The organism is Pseudanabaena sp. UWO310 (assembly GCF_006861605.1).
Classification (GTDB): Bacteria; Cyanobacteriota; Cyanobacteriia; order Pseudanabaenales; family Pseudanabaenaceae; genus Pseudanabaena.
Genome location: NZ_SELU01000021.1, coordinates 37,215 through 54,404 on the forward strand (window position 1 = coordinate 37,215; position 17,190 = coordinate 54,404).

General features: G+C 44.0%; 14 protein-coding genes. 6 read left to right on the plus strand and 8 right to left on the minus strand.

What is annotated here, in order from left to right:
* Positions 1-310: 310 nt before the first annotated feature.
* Positions 311-1,924 (minus strand): iron uptake porin, encoded by a 1,614-nt coding sequence (locus PseudUWO310_RS08965; protein ID WP_142600354.1) that lies wholly within the window; start codon positions 1,922-1,924, stop codon positions 311-313.
* A gap of 359 nt (positions 1,925-2,283) precedes the next feature.
* Between PseudUWO310_RS08965 and PseudUWO310_RS08970 the strand changes: the two genes are divergently transcribed.
* Together PseudUWO310_RS08970 and PseudUWO310_RS08975 are read left to right on the plus strand one after the other, a co-directional pair.
* Complete coding sequence (locus PseudUWO310_RS08970) at positions 2,284-2,964, plus strand: HEAT repeat domain-containing protein (RefSeq protein ID WP_190315959.1); 681 nt, start codon at positions 2,284-2,286, stop codon at positions 2,962-2,964.
* Positions 2,965-3,044: 80 nt separating this feature from the next.
* Positions 3,045-4,091: a glucokinase gene (locus PseudUWO310_RS08975; protein ID WP_142600327.1), complete on the plus strand. Its 1,047-nt coding sequence runs from the start codon at positions 3,045-3,047 to the stop codon at positions 4,089-4,091.
* Here the strand turns inward: PseudUWO310_RS08975 and pdxH are convergent.
* The 6 genes from pdxH to PseudUWO310_RS23260 all read right to left on the minus strand — a co-directional run bounded on the left by pdxH (position 4,073) and on the right by PseudUWO310_RS23260 (position 6,948).
* Entirely contained in the window at positions 4,073-4,711 is a 639-nt protein-coding gene (gene pdxH / locus PseudUWO310_RS08980; RefSeq protein ID WP_142600328.1) for a pyridoxamine 5'-phosphate oxidase, read from the minus strand. The genes PseudUWO310_RS08975 and pdxH overlap by 19 nt on opposite strands.
* A 21-nt stretch (positions 4,712-4,732) precedes the next feature.
* The gene (locus PseudUWO310_RS08985; RefSeq protein ID WP_142600329.1) at positions 4,733-5,158 is read right to left on the minus strand and encodes a cupin domain-containing protein; all 426 of its coding nucleotides are present in this window, start codon (positions 5,156-5,158) and stop codon (positions 4,733-4,735) included.
* Positions 5,159-5,433: 275 nt separating this feature from the next.
* A complete protein-coding gene (locus PseudUWO310_RS08990) occupies positions 5,434-5,712 on the minus strand; it encodes a type II toxin-antitoxin system RelE family toxin (RefSeq protein WP_142600330.1) in 279 nt (92 codons plus the stop codon).
* Positions 5,709-5,924, minus strand: a complete 216-nt coding sequence (locus PseudUWO310_RS08995; RefSeq protein WP_223805587.1) for a hypothetical protein — start codon at positions 5,922-5,924, stop codon at positions 5,709-5,711. The genes PseudUWO310_RS08990 and PseudUWO310_RS08995 overlap by 4 nt, the downstream gene beginning before the upstream one ends.
* 157 nt (positions 5,925-6,081) lie before the next feature.
* The gene (locus PseudUWO310_RS09000) at positions 6,082-6,459 is read right to left on the minus strand and encodes an endonuclease domain-containing protein (RefSeq protein ID WP_142600331.1); all 378 of its coding nucleotides are present in this window, start codon (positions 6,457-6,459) and stop codon (positions 6,082-6,084) included.
* Positions 6,460-6,639: 180 nt separating this feature from the next.
* Positions 6,640-6,948 (minus strand): hypothetical protein, encoded by a 309-nt coding sequence (locus tag PseudUWO310_RS23260; protein ID WP_223805588.1) that lies wholly within the window; start codon positions 6,946-6,948, stop codon positions 6,640-6,642.
* A 213-nt stretch (positions 6,949-7,161) separates the two neighbouring features.
* On the opposite strand from PseudUWO310_RS23260, the gene thrS reads away from it, so the two are divergent.
* Complete coding sequence (gene thrS, locus PseudUWO310_RS09010; RefSeq protein ID WP_142600332.1) at positions 7,162-8,982, plus strand: threonine--tRNA ligase; 1,821 nt, start codon at positions 7,162-7,164, stop codon at positions 8,980-8,982.
* Between the two features lie 343 nt (positions 8,983-9,325).
* Positions 9,326-11,116 (plus strand): proline--tRNA ligase, encoded by a 1,791-nt coding sequence (locus PseudUWO310_RS09015; RefSeq protein WP_142600333.1) that lies wholly within the window; start codon positions 9,326-9,328, stop codon positions 11,114-11,116.
* 278 nt (positions 11,117-11,394) lie between these two features.
* Here PseudUWO310_RS09015 and PseudUWO310_RS09020 read toward each other — a convergent pair whose 3' ends face one another.
* Positions 11,395-12,612: a response regulator gene (locus PseudUWO310_RS09020; RefSeq protein WP_142600334.1), complete on the minus strand. Its 1,218-nt coding sequence runs from the start codon at positions 12,610-12,612 to the stop codon at positions 11,395-11,397.
* A 1,429-nt stretch (positions 12,613-14,041) separates the two neighbouring features.
* On the opposite strand from PseudUWO310_RS09020, the gene PseudUWO310_RS09030 reads away from it, so the two are divergent.
* Positions 14,042-15,757, plus strand: coding sequence for a DUF3352 domain-containing protein (locus PseudUWO310_RS09030; protein ID WP_223805589.1), 1,716 nt, complete (start codon positions 14,042-14,044; stop codon positions 15,755-15,757).
* Between the two features lie 296 nt (positions 15,758-16,053).
* Complete coding sequence (locus PseudUWO310_RS09035; protein WP_009628902.1) at positions 16,054-16,767, plus strand: DUF3386 domain-containing protein; 714 nt, start codon at positions 16,054-16,056, stop codon at positions 16,765-16,767.
* The last annotated feature ends 423 nt before the right edge of the window (positions 16,768-17,190 follow it).

Genomic DNA, 17,190 nt, shown 5'->3' on the forward strand with positions numbered 1-17,190 from the left:
ATAATTTGAAATGGGCTTGGAGAAAGGGTTTGCTACGCAAACCCTTTCTCCAAGCCCAAAAGTAAAAGCCTTGCTACGCAAGGCTTTTACTTTTGGGCTTTTTAAATTTGCCAGCTTAACCCGAACTGACGTTATCTATAGCAACGTAAGGTTTGCTTAGGAAATATAGCTACAGTCACTTGACTTAGGACAAAATCAACCCTCAAGAAAAGAATGGTGGCGCAAAGCGCCGCCATTCTTTTCTTCATTTTTGTACAGCTATAAAAAAGGGGACGTTATACGTCCCCTTTTTTATTTATTCAAACCGATACTAGAACGAGAATACAGTTCTCAAAGTACCGACAAAAATGGTAGCGCCAGATGTGTTGTTAGGATTGAAGATGAATTGAACATCAGGAGTGATGCGAATATTGTTGGTTACAGGGAAGTTGTAGAAAGCTTCCAAGTTGGTTTGACTTGCGTTGCCAACATTGCTGTCAATGAAAGGCTGACCAACAGCGATCGCTGCCATTGCACCTTCCTTAAACAAGTCAGGGAATGCAAGCCCAGCCATCCAAGTTTGAGGGCTGAGGTTACCTGCGGTGGTGGTGTTTGTACCAGTGAACAGAGTACGAGTGTAAGCTGCGGTAGTAGCACCAATACCACGGTTATCAATAGTACCAAAGCCATAACGACCGAATATAGCGATACCCTTAGTGAACTTCCACTCTAGGTTTACACCAGCAGCATTGACGTTAGCATTGTTGACAGCACCATTGGTATACTGCAACTTGATGGCGAAGGGCTTGTCACCATTAGCATTCTTAGGAGCAAATTCAAGTTCGCCAGTTAATTGATAGGCATCACCGAATAGACCACCATTGGTAACACCATTGGTAGCAGCTTGGGCTCCGTTACCAGCTAAGTAAAGGGCGCGGGCGGTGAAAGAACTCTTACCGATGTTCCAGTCGATCGCTGCACCAGCACCACCTGTTTGACCGTTCACCAATACCATTAGAGGGTTATTGATGAAGAAAGTGGATGCAAAGTCTGCGGATTCATCATTAGCAAAGCTATTGGTATCGATGTGATCGTAAGCATGCATCACAGGACCGAGGGAGATGCGAGCATCACCAAGGTTAAAGTCGTAGCGCAATTTAGCAAGGGTAAAGGTAGAACCACCTGTCAAGCCCGTATAGTCTTGACCGTAGGTTTGGAAACCAATATTGCTGCTTACACCATTTGTACCAGTGGTCGAACCAGCACCGAATACACCAGGAATGCTTTGGGTTCCGTTACCAACTTCTAGTCTGGTTTTCAACAGGTCGCTACCTGTGAAGCTGGTGTTGAGGTCTAAGCGAACCCGACTAGAAACGAAGATATTGCTATTGCTAGGAGTACCCGAATTGCCACTGCCACCCTGTACAGAGAAAATGGCACTTCCCGAAAGTTTGGTAGTGGTGGAGAACTGTTGAGCTTCGAGCTTAGCAACCTTAGCGTCAAGAGCATCTACACGTCCACGAAGGGTAGCGAGTTCAGCTGCAAACTCTTCTTGAAGCTTTTGCAGGGTGGCGAGGTCAGCCTTGCTAACCTTGTCGGCAAGCCCTGCGGAAATGATTTCATTAATTTTGTCTAAACAAGCATTCAAACCTGCGGCGAACTCATAACGGCTGGTGGCTTGCTTACCACGGAAAGTACGATCAGGATAACCAGCGATACAACCGTAACGCTCTACCAAGGACTGCAATGCAGTGAAAGCCCAGTCGGTAGGCTTAACGTCGCTAAGTTGAGATACCGAAGTTACATTTTGAGCAACTGGATCATTGTTGATAGCTTGGCTAACTTGAGAAACGCCAGTTTCAGCAAATGCGGGTGTTGCTGCAACAGCACCAATAACACCCAAAAGACCGAGGCTACCAGCTAAATTCAAAGATACTTTTTTCATCATTCCACTCCTCACGAGAGTAAATTTTAATTTGTGCAATATTTTAGTATGCAATCAACCGAGTTAATTCTCGACCCTTACGCCATCGATAAAACGCGGGCTTAACCTTAGCCGATAACTTAAGTATCTGTAAATATTTAGTAGAACCTAGTTGGAAAATACCTGTTTACTACCATAAATATTACTAAGCTAGATTACATACGATATTGATATTAATTTGTATAGAGCATAACACACGTAGTTTGCAAATTTGGTCATTCCATCGGGTTATCTTGAAAATACGCGATAAGTATTAATCCCGATCAAGCTAAAAACTATATAAGCGATCGCTATACTAAGGTTTTTAGCCTGAGCTTTTTATGTCCATACCCGATCAAATGCCAGATTTAAGTAACATTGCTCAACAACTAGACAGTGACAATTCCCGCGATCGCCTCCGCGCCTTAGTTTCTTTGAGGGATCTATCGCCCGATGAAGCAGTACCTTTAATCTTAAAGGTGATTGATGATGAAAACCTCCAAATCCGATCAATGGCAGTATTTGCCCTAGGGCTAAAGCATACGGAGGATTGTTTTCCAGTATTAGCCAGAATTCTAGAAACCGAAAATGATTATGGGATCCGTGCTGATGCCGCAGGGGCGATGGGATATTTACAGGACAATCGAGCTGTCGAACCTCTGCTTAGGACTTTTTATGAAGATACAGAGTGGTTGGTGCGGTTTAGCGCAGCCGTATCTCTGGGGAATTTAGGTGATATTCGCGCCTACGATGCTTTAATTCAAGCCTTAGACAGCGACGAAACAATGCTGCATCAAGCGGCGATCGCGGCTTTAGGTGAGGTAGGCGATCTGCGTTGTGTGGATCAAATTTTGCGATTTGCTCAGTCTGAGGATTGGTTGACCAGACAGAGATTAGCCGAGGCTTTGGGGCATTTAAAATGTGAAAAGAGTCTGTCAGCCTTAAACTACCTCGTCAAAGATCCCCATCCACAAGTTGCATCAGCCGCAAAATTTGCGATCGAGCGGATTAATCCCAATTAATATAGTGTCGGTGCAAAGCACCGACACTATATTAATGATGGCAAGATAAATTTGCGATCGGCAATCAAGGGTAATTAAATATGACAGTGATTTTAGCGGGTGATATTGGTGGGACTAAAACCCTTTTACGTCTAGCTCAAAAAGATGCCGATGGATTTTCGATCCTGTTTGAAAAGCGTTTTGCGGGCGCTAGCTATCCTAGTTTTGCAGATGTTTTAAGAGAATTTCTTGCTAACGCCCAAAATAATTTGGGTGATTTACCAAATTTATCATCGGCTTGCTTGGGGATTGCGGGTCCTGTGCGCGATCGCCGATCGCAGTTAACCAATCTCGGTTGGTCTTTTGATAGCGATCGCCTTGCCGAAGAATTTCATATTGCTAACGTGAGCTTGATTAATGATTTTGTGGCGGTTGGCTATGGTGTTTTAGGATTACAGCCCCATGATTTGCATACCTTGCAGGATGGGCAAACTGTCAACCAAGCCCCCATTGGTGTCATTGGGGCGGGGACGGGTTTGGGTGAAGCATTTTTGGCATGGAATGGCGATCGCTATGAGGTATATCCCACAGAGGGCGGACATACGGATTTTGCCCCCAGAAATGCCTTAGAAATTGAATTATTGCAATATCTACTCAAGCGCCACGATCGCGTATCAGTAGAGCGCGTCGCGTCAGGAACAGGAATTGTGGCGATTTATCAGTTTTTGCGCGATCGCGCCGCTGCCCCTCCTGAATCCGCAGCAATTGCCGAAAAAGTGCGGCTCTGGGAATCGGGAGATACAGATTCGGGCGCGGCATCGGCGATCGCTGATGCTGCATTAGCTAATTGTGGAGTTAATAGTGAGACTAATATTGATCATCTAGCCACGCAGACAATGCAAATGTTTGTAGAGGCTTATGCTGCCGAAGTTGGTAATTTAGCTTTGAAATTAATTCCGAATGGGGGCTTGTATATTGCGGGTGGCATTGCTCCCAAAATATTGCCTTTACTCCAAGACGGAACGTTTTTGCAGATTCTTAAAACCAAGGGAAGAGTCAGCCCTGTTTTAGAAGATATTCCCATTCATATCGTGCTTAATCCTGAAGTGGGGCTGATTGGAGCTATGCTTTATGGGGCTAGCCTCTGAATTTGCCATGATTGTTCTTCTTGTGGTGTATATAGAAAGCGATCGTGTAAGCGATTGGTACAACCTTGCCAGAACTCAAAACTATCGGGAACAACCCGATATCCGCCCCAAAAATCAGGCAAAGGTATCTCTCCATCTAAAAACTTTTGTTTAATCTGTTCAAATTGCATCAGCAAAAGTTGGCGAGAAGAAATTACGGAGCTTTGCTGAGAACTCCAAGCGCCTAATTGGCTACCTCTAGGACGAGAGGTAAAATATGCTAATGATTCGGCTGTAGTTACTTTTTCGGCTGTTCCTGTAATATGTACTTGCCTTTGGAGAGGCAACCAAGTAAACAGAATCGATACTTTAGGATTTATCTCAATTTGACGAGCTTTCCGACTTTCATAATTGGTAAAAAACACTAATCCATCGCTATCAAAATATTTCAGTAATACTGTCCGCATAAATGGCTGCCCCTGTGCGGAAACTGTCGATAGGGTCATGGCATTTGGTTCTAATAGCTCGGCATTACAAGCTTGCTGAAACCATTTTTCAAATTGTTTAAAGGGATCGTCATCCAGATCTTTGCGTCTTAGTTCCCCTTGTTTATAATCTTCTCTTAAGGCATGAATATCCATTTTTAACTACTCAAGTTTTAACTACTCAATATTGGGATTGTAAAGAACGACATTTTCTTGCTCGTTAGGATCGTTACGGGAAACGATCGCATGGGCTGGCTCGGTATCACTAAGATTATGGGGTTGATGGGGGACACCTGCGGGAATAAACAGGAAATCACCAGCTTCATTAATTACCGATTGACTCAGCCCTTGACCATAGCGAGTTTCTACGCGACCCTTGACCAAATAAATAGCAGTCTCATAATCACGATGAAAATGTGGCTCGGCTGCACCACCTGCGGGAATGATCACCAAATTCATCGAGATTCCCTTTGCTCCTGCTGTAGCACCAGAGATCCCCACAAAGTAGGGTAGCTTTTGCAATGTGGCGGTTTCGCGATCGGGACGTACTGTGATGATCTGGCTTGAGTAGTCGGGTAATTGCTCAGAATCAGAATTAACCATAGCAATTGATAAGGCGATCGATAAGTGTTTGTTAGTATTGGCTGCACTTGCAAGAAGTACTAGCTTCACCCTTAATCATATACTCATCAAAAAAGTTAGGATAGTAAGCCCTAAGTAAGTTTTTGGTAACTCTTGCAAATCAGTATGCGATCGCAAAGAGCATTTTACGCTCAATGATTTAAAGGTTTGCAAAATCATTCTTTTCAGCGATCAATTTTCTGCTAGATAAATGCTTCCCAAAAATTGTCGCTTTCACTGCCAGCTAGAGGTAAGTTTTATTTTCTCTTGTAAATATCTCCTCTAAAGTCGATCTCATAAATTAATAACTCTTCAACGGTTGCACAAAAAATAACTCTCAGTTTACCTACACGCATTCTTTGGTAGCCTTTCCATTCACCCTTGAGATTTTTAATGTCTAGTTCTTGAAAGGGAAGTGAACCACTTTCTTCAATGGAGAGTACAAGCGTTTTCAGCTTTTCCCGTATTCGCTCTTGGTCGGTTGAGGATAGAGCATTTAAGAATTTGATTGCATTTTTGCTGAATTTAACTTTCATGATTTGATCCAGTCGGTCATGTCAATAAATTCTTCGGGAGCATATTGTGATGGGGCGGCAAATTTTGCTTCGATTTCGTGGATCTCTTTGTCGCTGACAAGGGGGATTAGGGCAAGAAAAAGAGATAAGCGTTCTTCTCTCAAGACTTCGCGAACACTTTGCTTGATAATGTCTCTAAGCATTTGGGCTTCCATAGTTGTATCTCCTGTCATAAGTTTATGCCTAAAATTTGCAATTGTTGATTTATCCAAATTCTCAACACCTTTGAATCAAAGGTGTACACATAAGTTATTGGCTATATCTTGAGTTACTAAAGATCCCCCTCAATCCCCCTTAAAAAGGGGGAAGAAGAAAATTCTCCTCGCCTTTTTAAGGGGGGGTGGGGGGGATTATCCTCTCTAGCGCCTCACAAACACTTTCAAACTTATTTAAAACTTGCTGATTAGTAAATCGAATTATCTTGATCCCATAACCTTCTAATCGTTGAGTTCTCTCTTGATCATAGTCTTTGCCTTCATCGCTATAATGCCCCTCGCCATCGACTTCAATAACTAGTTTGAGGCTAGGACAATAGAAATCAGCAATGAAGTAATCAATCGGTCTTTGTCGATAAACTTTGAACTTGAATGTTCTTAAATATTGATGCCAAAGTTTTCTTTCGGCGGGTGTCATATTTTTCCGCAGTTCTTTAGCTCTAGGAATTAGAGCAGGATTATAGGGAAGATGAAAATCAGTTTCATATAGCATCGTTTTCTCCCCCTAAAACTCTTCTCACTTTTTTTAACGCTTCACTCTTCTCCCCCCTTTTTAAGGGGGGCTGGGGGGGATCTATAACCTGCAACGTAGCTACTAGATTAATTTCTACAAGCTTATATTCTTGATATATGGTTGTTTTGTGGAGGAGAGATGGAAGAAAATCTGCTTCGTTTAGCATGGTTGATCCCCCCCAGCCCCCCTTAAAAAGGGGGGAGAATTTTTAATTTCTAAGTTTTTTAGTTGCTGGTTTATCCAATTAATTGCTACTTCTTCATTTTGCTCTATCGCCTTTTCTACTCCAGTTTTAGCAATTTCAGGAGTTGACTTGATATCCTTCCCCCGCACCAAACACTTAATATAAGGCACATTCCCCTTAGTACTTGCCTTTAAAAAAATAGACTGCTCAAGCCAATCCACCTCATCAGGCTTAAACTGTGAAAGCTTATACTCAGAATCTTTCAGGATATCGGATAGGTTCATCAGGGGCAAAAGGTATCATCTATAAAAGTGTTGTCTGTCATAGAGTGTAGCCTAATTGCGAGAAATAAATAAGTATTAGGTTGGGGTGCGATCGCTAAATTCCCAAACTGAGATATAAAGCGATCGCAATATTCAGCAAAAAAAGTTAAGATGGTAGACTCTAAGTAAAATTTTTGTAACTCTTGTAATAAATTAAGGTCACGACATCAAGTTATGGATGCAGTTGCAGTAAAGCCCAGCGATATTAAACCTAGTGATATCCTGCGGCAAGCCGATACCGAAAAACTAGCGCGGATTCGCCACACCTGCTCCCATGTGATGGCAATGGCAGTTCAAAAGTTATATCCCGATGCTAAGGTGACTATCGGCCCTGCAACTGAGAATGGCTTTTATTACGACTTCGATCGCAAAGAGCATTTTACCCCCAGTGACTTAAAGGCGATCGCTAAGGAAATGAAGCGGATCATCAAGTGGAATCAACCCCTTGTGCGTCAGGAGTTGCCCCGTCCTGAGATGCTTACCGAAATCGAGAAACTCAACGAGCCTTACAAAATTGAATTATTAGCTGCCATTCCTGAAGGGCAAAATATCAGTCGCTATTTTATCGGCGATCCCGAAAAGTTTGAAAAACAACCTTGGTGGGATTTATGTGCTGGTCCTCACCTAGATGCTACTGGGGATATTAATCCTGATGCCTTTGCCCTCGAAAGCATTGCAGGAGCCTACTGGCGCGGCGATGAAAAAAATCCAATGCTGCAACGGATTTACGGCACGGCTTGGGAAACCCCCGAACAATTACAGGCGTATCATGCCATGCTCGAAGAAGCCAAACGCCGCGATCACCGCACCATTGGTAAAGATTTGCAACTATTCAGCATTCAAGAGGATGCAGGTGGTGGTTTGGTATTCTGGCATCCCAAGGGCGCAATCATCCGTAATATCATCGAAACCTTCTGGAAAGAAACTCACGTTCAGAATGGTTACGAGTCAGTCACTACGCCTCACATGGCAAACTTAGACCTGTGGAAGATCTCAGGGCATAACGACTTCTATCGCGAAAGTATGTTTCAGCCGATGGAAGTGGAACATCAGGTTTATCAGCTCAAGCCGATGAACTGTCCCTTCCATGTGTTGATTTACAAAGATACGCTCCATTCCTATAAGGAATTCCCCATTCGCTATGCCGAGTTGGGTACGGTATACCGTTACGAGCGCTCTGGCACAATGCATGGTTTGATGCGTGTACGCGGCTTTACCCAAGATGATGCTCACATCTTCTGTACGGAAGAACAAATTGAGCAGGAAATTCTCGGCGTTCTCAATCTTGCGGAATTGATTCTCTCGACCTTTGGTTTTGAGAATTATGAGATCAATCTTTCCACCCGTCCCGAAAAATATGTCGGTTCCGATGCGATCTGGGAAAAATCTACGGAAGCTCTTAAGCAAGCCCTCAATCATAAGGGTTGGAACTACGTGATTGATGAAGGTGGCGGCGCTTTCTATGGGCCAAAGATCGATATCAAGATCGAAGATGCGATCGGTCGTCGTTGGCAATGTTCCACCATTCAGTTAGATTTCAATCTGCCCGATCGCTTCAAGATGGAGTACGTCGGCGAAGATGGTGTGCGCCATCAACCGATCATGATTCACCGTGCCCTCTTCGGTTCCGTCGAGCGTTTCATTGGCGTATTGATTGAGAACTATGCGGGTGACTTCCCCCTCTGGTTAGCGCCAGTACAAGCAAAATTGATTGCTGTCTCTGATGGACAAATGGAATATGCCGAGCAAGTTGCTGCCCAAATGAGAGCCGCAGGTTTGCGCGTGCAGCTAGACCATAGTGGCGATCGCATGGCGAAGCAAATCCGCAAAGCCGAGATGGATAAAATCCCCGTGATGGCAGTCATCGGCGCGAAGGAAGTCGAATCTGGCACTCTCAGCATCCGTAGCCGTAAGCATGGTGAACTAGGCGCGATCGCCATTGACGAAGTGATTAGCAAAATGCAAGCTGCAATTAGCGATCGGACTTGGTTCTAACTTGTTTCTAAATTGTTTCTTACAGCAATTATCGATCAAAGGAACCACAAGGAAATTTTTGAAAGCGTTGCAAAGCAAAGCTTTCAAAAATTTCCTTGGTTTGGGTTTGAGCGCAATGCACTGTAAGTAAAACTGTAAGTAAAGCGGATATTATGCTAAGGATGGGCAGCGCAAAGTGCCGCCCATCCTTACCTAGTGACTGTAGCCATAATACTGAATTTTTAGGATATCGCCTCCGCCTTCAGCACCAATGCCCCAAGTCCTGATATGATCGTCAGGCAGAATCACCGTTAACAGATTAACGAATTTCTAGCGAACATCCCTACCGAACATCTCCAGCAATATGCGTCTATCTCAAATGCTCTGGGTCACTCTGCGTGAAGACCCTGCCGAAGCAGAACTCACAAGTCACAAATTATTATTGCGTGCGGGCTACATCAGGCGCGTAGGTTCGGGCTTGTATGTGTACTTGCCACTCATGTGGCGCGTTTTGCAAAAGATCTCGGCGATCGTGCGCGAAGAGATGAATGATACGGGAGCGCAAGAATGCCTGTTAACGCAACTACAACCAGCGGAACTGTGGCAGGAGTCAGGACGTTGGGATACCTACACCAAAGCCGAAGGGATCATGTTTGCCCTCACCGATCGCGCCAATCGTGAAGTTGGCTTAGGTCCCACCCATGAAGAAGTTATTACGGCGATCGCTAGGGATACGATCCGTTCCTATCGCCAACTCCCCCAGCATTTATATCAAATCCAAACCAAGTTTCGCGATGAGATCCGTCCTCGTTTTGGCTTGATGCGCGGTCGCGAGTTCATCATGAAGGATGGCTACTCTTTCCATGATAGCGAAGAGAGCCTCAAGGAAACCTATTACGCCATGGATCGCGCCTATCGGAAGATGTTCGATCGCTGCGGGCTCAAATTCCGCGCTGTCGAGGCAGACTCAGGAGCGATCGGCGGTTCGGGTTCGCAGGAATTCATGGTTCTTGCCGAAGCTGGGGAAGATGACATTCTCTTTACAGAAGATGGTAGCTACGCGGCCAATGTGGAGAAAGCTGTATCTTTACCCCCCGATGCAGTTCCTTCGCATTTCGACAAGTTTGAAAAAGTACATACTCCCAAAGCTGGCACAATCGAGGCTGTGGGTAAAATGCTGAAATGCGACCCCACCCAAGTAGTCAAACAAGTTCTCTATCAAGTCATCTATGACAATGGCACAACGGTTCTAGTCCTAGTCAGCATTCGCGGCGATCGCGATGTCAATGAGGTGAAGTTGCAGAATGAGCTAACCAAGTTAGCAGGTAACTACGGTGGTAAAGCCATTATCAACCTCCAAGTTGCCGATGCCGAATCTCAGCAAAAATGGGCGCATTCTAAACTCCCGCTCGGTTTCATTTCCCCAAGTCTGGATGATTCCTATATTGATAAGAGTTCGGGAGTTAACCCTAAATTGCTGCGCTTAGCCGATCGCACCACTGCCGATCTACAGAACTTTGTCACGGGAGCGGATGAATCCGACTATCACGTGGTCGGTGCAAATTGGGGCAAGGATTTCCCCTTGCCTGCCGTTGTCAATCTCGATAAGGCAAAAGCAGGCGATCGCGCTGTTCACGATCCTTCCCAAATCCTGCAAACCGCCAGAGGCATAGAAGTCGGGCATATCTTCCAATTGGGAACCAAATATTCCAAGGCGATGAAGGCAACTTACACCAACGAACAAGGCGAAGAATTGCCGCTCGTCATGGGTTGCTATGGGTTAGGCGTATCGCGTCTCGCTCAAGCGGCGGTCGAGCAGTCCTACGACAAAGATGGCATTATCTGGAACAAAGCGATCGCTCCCTATCATGCGATCGTCACCGTACCGAATATTGGCGATGTCAAGCAAATGGAAGTTGGCGAAAAGCTATACGATGCCCTCAAGTCTGCGGGTATAGAGGTCTTACTCGACGATCGCGACGAGCGGGCTGGCGTGAAGTTCAAGGATGCCGATCTCGTTGGTATTCCCTATCGAGTAGTCACGGGTAAAGCGATCGCCGATGGCAAAGTGGAAATTGTCAATCGAGCTACCAAGGTCGCAACTTTAGTTGAGATTGAAGCCGTAGTGACCTACTTACAAAGCGAACTAAGTTAACATCAGTTCGGGTTATTACAGCGCTTTGCGCTTAAATCCAAACCAAGAAAAATCTTGAAAGCGTTGCGAAGCAACGCTTTCAAGATTTTTCTTGTGGTTCGTTTGATCAATAATTGCTGTAGAAAAAACAGAGGCTATGCCGCACGCTGTACGACATAGCCTCTAATACCAATTCACGAAAGTGTGACAACACTTTTGTGAATTAAACACCAAACCCAGTAAGGTTTTGAGATTCCCAAAATGGCAACGCCATTTTGGGAATTGGTATAATTTAAATTTTATTCCTCAAGTTGCTTCATTTCTTGATTGGAAGTTAGCAGATACTTATTCACTTCTTCGCCAATTTTATCGTTACCCGCAGTTTTAGAGATAAATGAAGTAGCTCCCACCAGCTTCGCTCTAAAGCGATCGATTAACGAATCATTACTCGTCAAAATGAGAATTGGCGTATCCTTAAAATCTGGAATTCGCCGAATTTGAGCGCAGAGTTCATAGCCACCAACGATTGGCATAACTAAATCTAAAATAATCATCTCTGGTTTATATTCCACAAGTAAAGGCAATACGTTAATAGAATCGCGAATTCCTAGGAAGCCAAAACCGAAGCCTCTCACAATCTGTTCGATAGTCGCACATACTTGGTTGCTATCATCGACACAGGCGATCAGCGGTCTTGCCATCATTTCTATTCTTTTCGGTTTACTATGGCTCTTATCAGGCAATTGGGCAGGTTCGTTTACTTCATTGAGGGAAAGCGAAGCAATGGGCGATTGAATATCACTAACTTCCACTAGCCCGACCATACCACGGTGATAATACGCCATTAACGATTGCACGAGGGTTAGTAAATCCTTTTTCATCCATGTCGATAACTCCCGTAGCGATCGCCTGCCATCGAGAATGGTAATCAAGGTTTTATAGGTCAAATCCGAGGCTTCTTCCTTAAGTTGTCCAGGTCTTTTGATCCAAGGGGCAAGATTTGGGGAAAAATCGGCAACTCCCGCTTTACGCCATGTCAGCCACTCTTGTCGGGCATACTCGATCGCATGTTCGGCATGGATCAGGGAGATGACAGGAGTTAGCTCATCTTCAAAATCACAATAGTAGGTAATCTTATCGTTCGCCGCACATTGGATGATATCAAATAGTACTTCTTGAACAAAACCTTCAATAATTGGCGTGATTTGCTCACGGGTAATCACCATCCTTTTCATTAAGATGACTAGTACGTGATAATCCCAGAGTCTCAACTCTTCAACGGTGCGAAAGGAAATTTTATTAAAGTCTATCTGTAGCTTATACTGCCCCATCAGTCTACGCCAGCGGCGGTGACTATGAGCCCCACCCGTAGCCCACACTAACCTACCATGACAATAGTAGATACTCCATTTGTAATCTTTGACACTATGCAGTTCCAGCTTGCCCGTAAACTGCTTGCGACCATAGCCACGTAACTGTTCAACAAGGCTATAAACAGCTAGATTATCTGTATCCATGCGTCGTCTACACGTCCTATGAGATAGAGCTTTATTGTTTCAAAGACGGAAAAATTTACTTTTTGACTTTATTTTCAAGATATGCAAGATAGGCTGGCTATTAAAAGCTTACCTCTGACAAACTTATACTCATAAAGAATACAGCAATTCCCATTATCAAATCGTTTTTTGAGTTTTCGGCTAGCAATTCCTAGCATTTAATCAATTTTACTGATCGGTTTTACTGATCGGTTTACTGATCAGTTTGTTGATCGGTTTATACCAATTCACGAAAGTGTGACAATACTTTTGTGAATTCAACACCAAACCCCGTAAGGTTTTGAGATTCCCAAAATGGCAACGCCATTTTGAGAATTGGTATTACTGATTAGTGGGGATTATGGCGGCTGTTAATTTCGTAGGAAAAGCTCCTCAAGGAAGTTATACCAACTCCCAAAAGTGTAGCTACACTTTTGGGAGTTGAAAACCAAACCCAGTAAGGGTTTTAACATCACAAAATGGCTATGCCATTTTGTGATTTGGTATTACACCTAGATATCGCAAATATAAATAGTTTAGGAGGAAACCTATTTTATGGTTAATTTTCCCAACTATCCCCAACTATAAGTAGCTAGACGCAATTAGATATAAACCTGCGGCGCACTTACAGCGTGCGCCGCAGGTTTTATATCTGGCTATTATGCCCAGCTACTTAGATAAAATCAAATTTAGATAAAATCAAATATAGCTGTCGCCAAGGGTACTAGGACATAAACCCCAAGAATTGAGAGGCGGCGCGAAGCGCCGCCTCTCAATTCTTGGGGTTTGATTTGTCGTTAAGTCGAGTGACTGTAGATATAAGTAGCTGAGCATAAAAAATTTCCCTCCCAACCAACGTTAGCTTCGCCTCCGCTCAACTAATACCAATTTCCAAAATGGCAATGCCATTTTGGAAATCTCAAAACCTTACTGGATTTGTTTTTTAATTCACTGAAGTGTTGGCTCGCTTCAGTGAATTGGTAAGTAGTTCGGCATAATTAAAAACCAAAACCAGAGAGCATACCGCCCGCTACGCGGGCGGTATGCTCTTCTAGGTTTTAAGTTTACTTATGCCTAGCTACTTATAGCTACAGTCATACCAAATCACAAAATGGCGTAGCCATTTTGTGATTTTAAAACCCTTACTGGGTTTGGTTTTTAATTTCCAAAAGTGTAGCCACACTTTTGGAAATTGGTATCACTTGAATTAGGACAAATCAAGCCCCAAGAATTGACTGGCGGCGCTTCGCGCCGCCAGTCAATTCTTGGGGTTTATATCCTAGTACATTTGGCGATAGCTATAGAACTGAGTACTCAGCAGAGTACTCTGATGATTTGTACCCAATTCTGTAGTATCTTGATTGAGACTTGGCGCTCAACATCTTGCAATTTTTAGGTTTATTCCATACCCATGTCGAAGTCATCTAGAACCAGTAAATCTGCTAAATCCAAACAGTCTTCAATGCTGATGTATATTGGCATAGGGGCGGCGACGATCGCCGCAGGAGCAGGGGGCGCATATTTGTTTGCACAGCGATCGCAATCGATCAAGGGAATTTTGGGTGCGGCCGCCGCGATCCCCCAAGAAGCGCAGGTGGTGATGGCTTTTAATACCAAATCAGAGCCGTGGAATAAACTAGCGCAGTTTGGCACACCTGCATCGCAGAAACTAATTGGTGATGGTATTACCAAATCACCGCTAAATTCCTTACTGATCCAGAGTAAGACTGAATATAGCCGTGATGTGCAGCCTTGGTTAGAGGGATATATTATTACGGCACTCGTACCGAATACAGCACAGGCAAAAGCACCTGCGGCAACCCTCATAATTGCGCCAACCCGTGATTCTGGCAAGTCGGATCTTTTTTTGGAGAAATATCGCGGAGCCTTGTCGCAACAGGGAGCAAAATTTAGTCCCAAGCAATATAAGGATGTTACCTATTACGAATCACCAACACGCGATCCTAATAACAGCGTCGTAACGGCAAATATTGGCGGACAATATGTGGCGATCGCCACGAATGCTAACTTGATCCAAAAGGCGATCGATACCTATAAGGGCAATAGTCCTTCCCTTGCCAAGAAATCAATTTTTGCCAAGATCTATGGCAATTCGCAACAAACCAAAATTGCCGAGCCGCTGTTACAGGTTTATCTAGATGGTGAAGTCGCCTTAGAATTTATTGGCTCGCAAGCCAATCTCAATCTAAACGAGGCAGCTATCACGCAATCTCGGCGAGAGTTAGATGCGATGACCCTAACGGGGGGAACCCAAAAAGAAGGTTTACGTTTTGAGATTAATACCTATCTTAAAAACGACAATTCTAATCCCCTTGCCAACAACGAAGCCAAGGTTCTCAGTTTATTGCCTCAAGAAACATTTTTATTAGTTTCAGGGGTTAACCTCTACCAATCTTGGCAGTCTCTAGTGGCTCAAGCCAAAGGGAATGCTAGTTCGGCGCAGCTAATTGAGCAAATCCGCAAAGCTGTGAAAGATAGCACTAAACTCGATCTCGACCAAGATATTCTGAAATGGATGAATGGTGAATTTGCGATCGCGGCAATTCCAAACAATCAAGGTATCTTGGCTAATCCTGGATTTGGGTTTGTGGCGATCGCCCAAGCTGGGGATCTCAGCGCAGCGCAATCAACCCTTGATAAAATTGACAAGGTCGCCCAAAGTAATTCAGGGGGAATATTACCTAAGGGAGTCGATCTTAAACCCAAGCAGATCGGTGATAAATCCGTCGTCACTTGGGCGATCGGTAATACCACCGTTGCCACCAGAGGGAGCCTAGACAATAATTTTGTTTTCTGGTCAATGGGCGATCTCGCTGATACCTTTGTGCCAAAAGCATCGAACAATTTGCCTGACAGTAGCGCTTTCAAGATCCTTACCACCGATATTCCTAAATCCAACGGTGGCTATTTCTATCTGAATATGACTACGGCGCTCTCTCTTGCCGATCGCCTATTACCCCCTGAAGTGAAATCAAATCCTAGCTTCACCGAAATCCGTTCAGTACTGGATGCGATCAATGGAATTGCCGTAACTTCTACCAATGTCGATTCTAAAACTACCCGCTTAGATTTCCTATTTACGCTCAAGCCCACCCCTGGCAATTAAATTTCAAAATGTAAGTTCAAAATGTAAGTTCAAAATGTAAGAGAGAGTTGCGGCGCAACTCTCTCTTACATTTTGAAAAAAGGGTTTAGTTTTTAATTCATAAAAGTGTGATCACACTTTTATGAATTAAAAACCAAACCCAGTAAGGTTTTGAGATTCCCAAAATGGCGTTGCCATTTTGGGAATTGGTATTATGGGGTGTCGCAACCTTCATTTCACAAAAATATTATCTCTCCCCGCCTAGCAGAACGTAAAATAGAGAGATACCCTATACTTGACTCAATACTTTTAGAAAAATGGTTACAACAACCGATATTAAGCCCGATACTAGCGCCCGCGATCTATTTCAGGCTGCTTACGAAAACCGCTATACATGGGATCCTAATTTTCCTGGCATGACCGCCAATGTATCCGTAGCGATCGATGGCGTGGCGAGAACTGGTAAGGCGAAGATCGCTCAAGATTTGTCCGTCGAGGTGAGTATGGACGAGCCTCTATTAATCGAACGTACTACCCGTACTCCTAGCGGCGAAGAAAAGACCGTATCTGTTGATGAAGGTCAGGAATGGCTCTACAACCAATTGCGTGATGTGGTAACACACCGCAAACGCAAGAGCTTTGAAGATGCCCATGGGAAATCATCCTTTAGTCTTGGGGAAACCGACGAATCTGGATCTGTCGAAATTTTGGTGACAGGTGATTCGATGGGATCAAACTATAAAGTACGTGGTAACGAGATCTCGATGGTCAGCCGTGTCATGGGACGAATTGGTTTTACGATCAATCACCTCGGACATTTAGATACTGGTGAAGGCTATGTGTCTTCTCTATATACTGCGGTCTTCCGCAATCCCATGACCAATGAGATCGTACGTCAGGCTCGTTTTGAAGATACCTACGAGAAGTTGGGTAACTACTATGTAATGACTAAACAAGTCGTGCAATCCCACGAACAAGGGCAAACGAAAAACTACGAAATTATCTTTAGCGATATTCAGCTATTGGGCTAGTAAATTTACCTACAGTTTTGCGTAATCCAAAAGATGAGTGGCGGCGCTTCGCGCCGCCACTCATCTTTTGGATTTTGATTTGTCCTACAGCGCTTTGCGCTCAAACCCAAACCAAGGAGCTTTTTGAAAGCGTTGCTTCGCAACGCTTTCAAAAAGCTCCTTGTGGTTCGTTTGATCGATAATTGCTGTAAATCCCAAAAGAGGTTTGCCGCGCTTCGCGCGGCAAACCTCTTTTGGGATTTAACTTTGTCTTAACAAAACTGGCCGCAGCTATATTAGGCATAAACCCTAAGAGAGATGAGCGATGCAAAGCATCGCTCATCTCTCTTAGGGTTTGATTTTGTCTTAACATGACTAGTAACAGCAAATTATCGTTAAAAAAATCTGATGATAATTTTAATGATAATTTGCTGTGATAATGCT

What these genes read in the sequence shown, in the direction of transcription:
- PseudUWO310_RS08965 (WP_142600354.1), bottom strand. Translation starts at nt 1,924, where the DNA reads ATGAAAAAAGTATCTTTGAATTTAGCTGGTAGCCTCGGTCTTTTGGGT.
- PseudUWO310_RS08970 (WP_190315959.1), top strand. Translation starts at nt 2,284, where the DNA reads ATGTCCATACCCGATCAAATGCCAGATTTAAGTAACATTGCTCAACAA.
- PseudUWO310_RS08975 (WP_142600327.1), top strand. Translation starts at nt 3,045, where the DNA reads ATGACAGTGATTTTAGCGGGTGATATTGGTGGGACTAAAACCCTTTTA.
- pdxH (WP_142600328.1), bottom strand. Translation starts at nt 4,711, where the DNA reads ATGGATATTCATGCCTTAAGAGAAGATTATAAACAAGGGGAACTAAGA.
- PseudUWO310_RS08985 (WP_142600329.1), bottom strand. Translation starts at nt 5,158, where the DNA reads ATGGTTAATTCTGATTCTGAGCAATTACCCGACTACTCAAGCCAGATC.
- PseudUWO310_RS08990 (WP_142600330.1), bottom strand. Translation starts at nt 5,712, where the DNA reads ATGAAAGTTAAATTCAGCAAAAATGCAATCAAATTCTTAAATGCTCTA.
- PseudUWO310_RS08995 (WP_223805587.1), bottom strand. Translation starts at nt 5,924, where the DNA reads ATGACAGGAGATACAACTATGGAAGCCCAAATGCTTAGAGACATTATC.
- PseudUWO310_RS09000 (WP_142600331.1), bottom strand. Translation starts at nt 6,459, where the DNA reads ATGCTATATGAAACTGATTTTCATCTTCCCTATAATCCTGCTCTAATT.
- PseudUWO310_RS23260 (WP_223805588.1), bottom strand. Translation starts at nt 6,948, where the DNA reads ATGAACCTATCCGATATCCTGAAAGATTCTGAGTATAAGCTTTCACAG.
- thrS (WP_142600332.1), top strand. Translation starts at nt 7,162, where the DNA reads ATGGATGCAGTTGCAGTAAAGCCCAGCGATATTAAACCTAGTGATATC.
- PseudUWO310_RS09015 (WP_142600333.1), top strand. Translation starts at nt 9,326, where the DNA reads ATGCGTCTATCTCAAATGCTCTGGGTCACTCTGCGTGAAGACCCTGCC.
- PseudUWO310_RS09020 (WP_142600334.1), bottom strand. Translation starts at nt 12,612, where the DNA reads ATGGATACAGATAATCTAGCTGTTTATAGCCTTGTTGAACAGTTACGT.
- PseudUWO310_RS09030 (WP_223805589.1), top strand. Translation starts at nt 14,042, where the DNA reads ATGTCGAAGTCATCTAGAACCAGTAAATCTGCTAAATCCAAACAGTCT.
- PseudUWO310_RS09035 (WP_009628902.1), top strand. Translation starts at nt 16,054, where the DNA reads ATGGTTACAACAACCGATATTAAGCCCGATACTAGCGCCCGCGATCTA.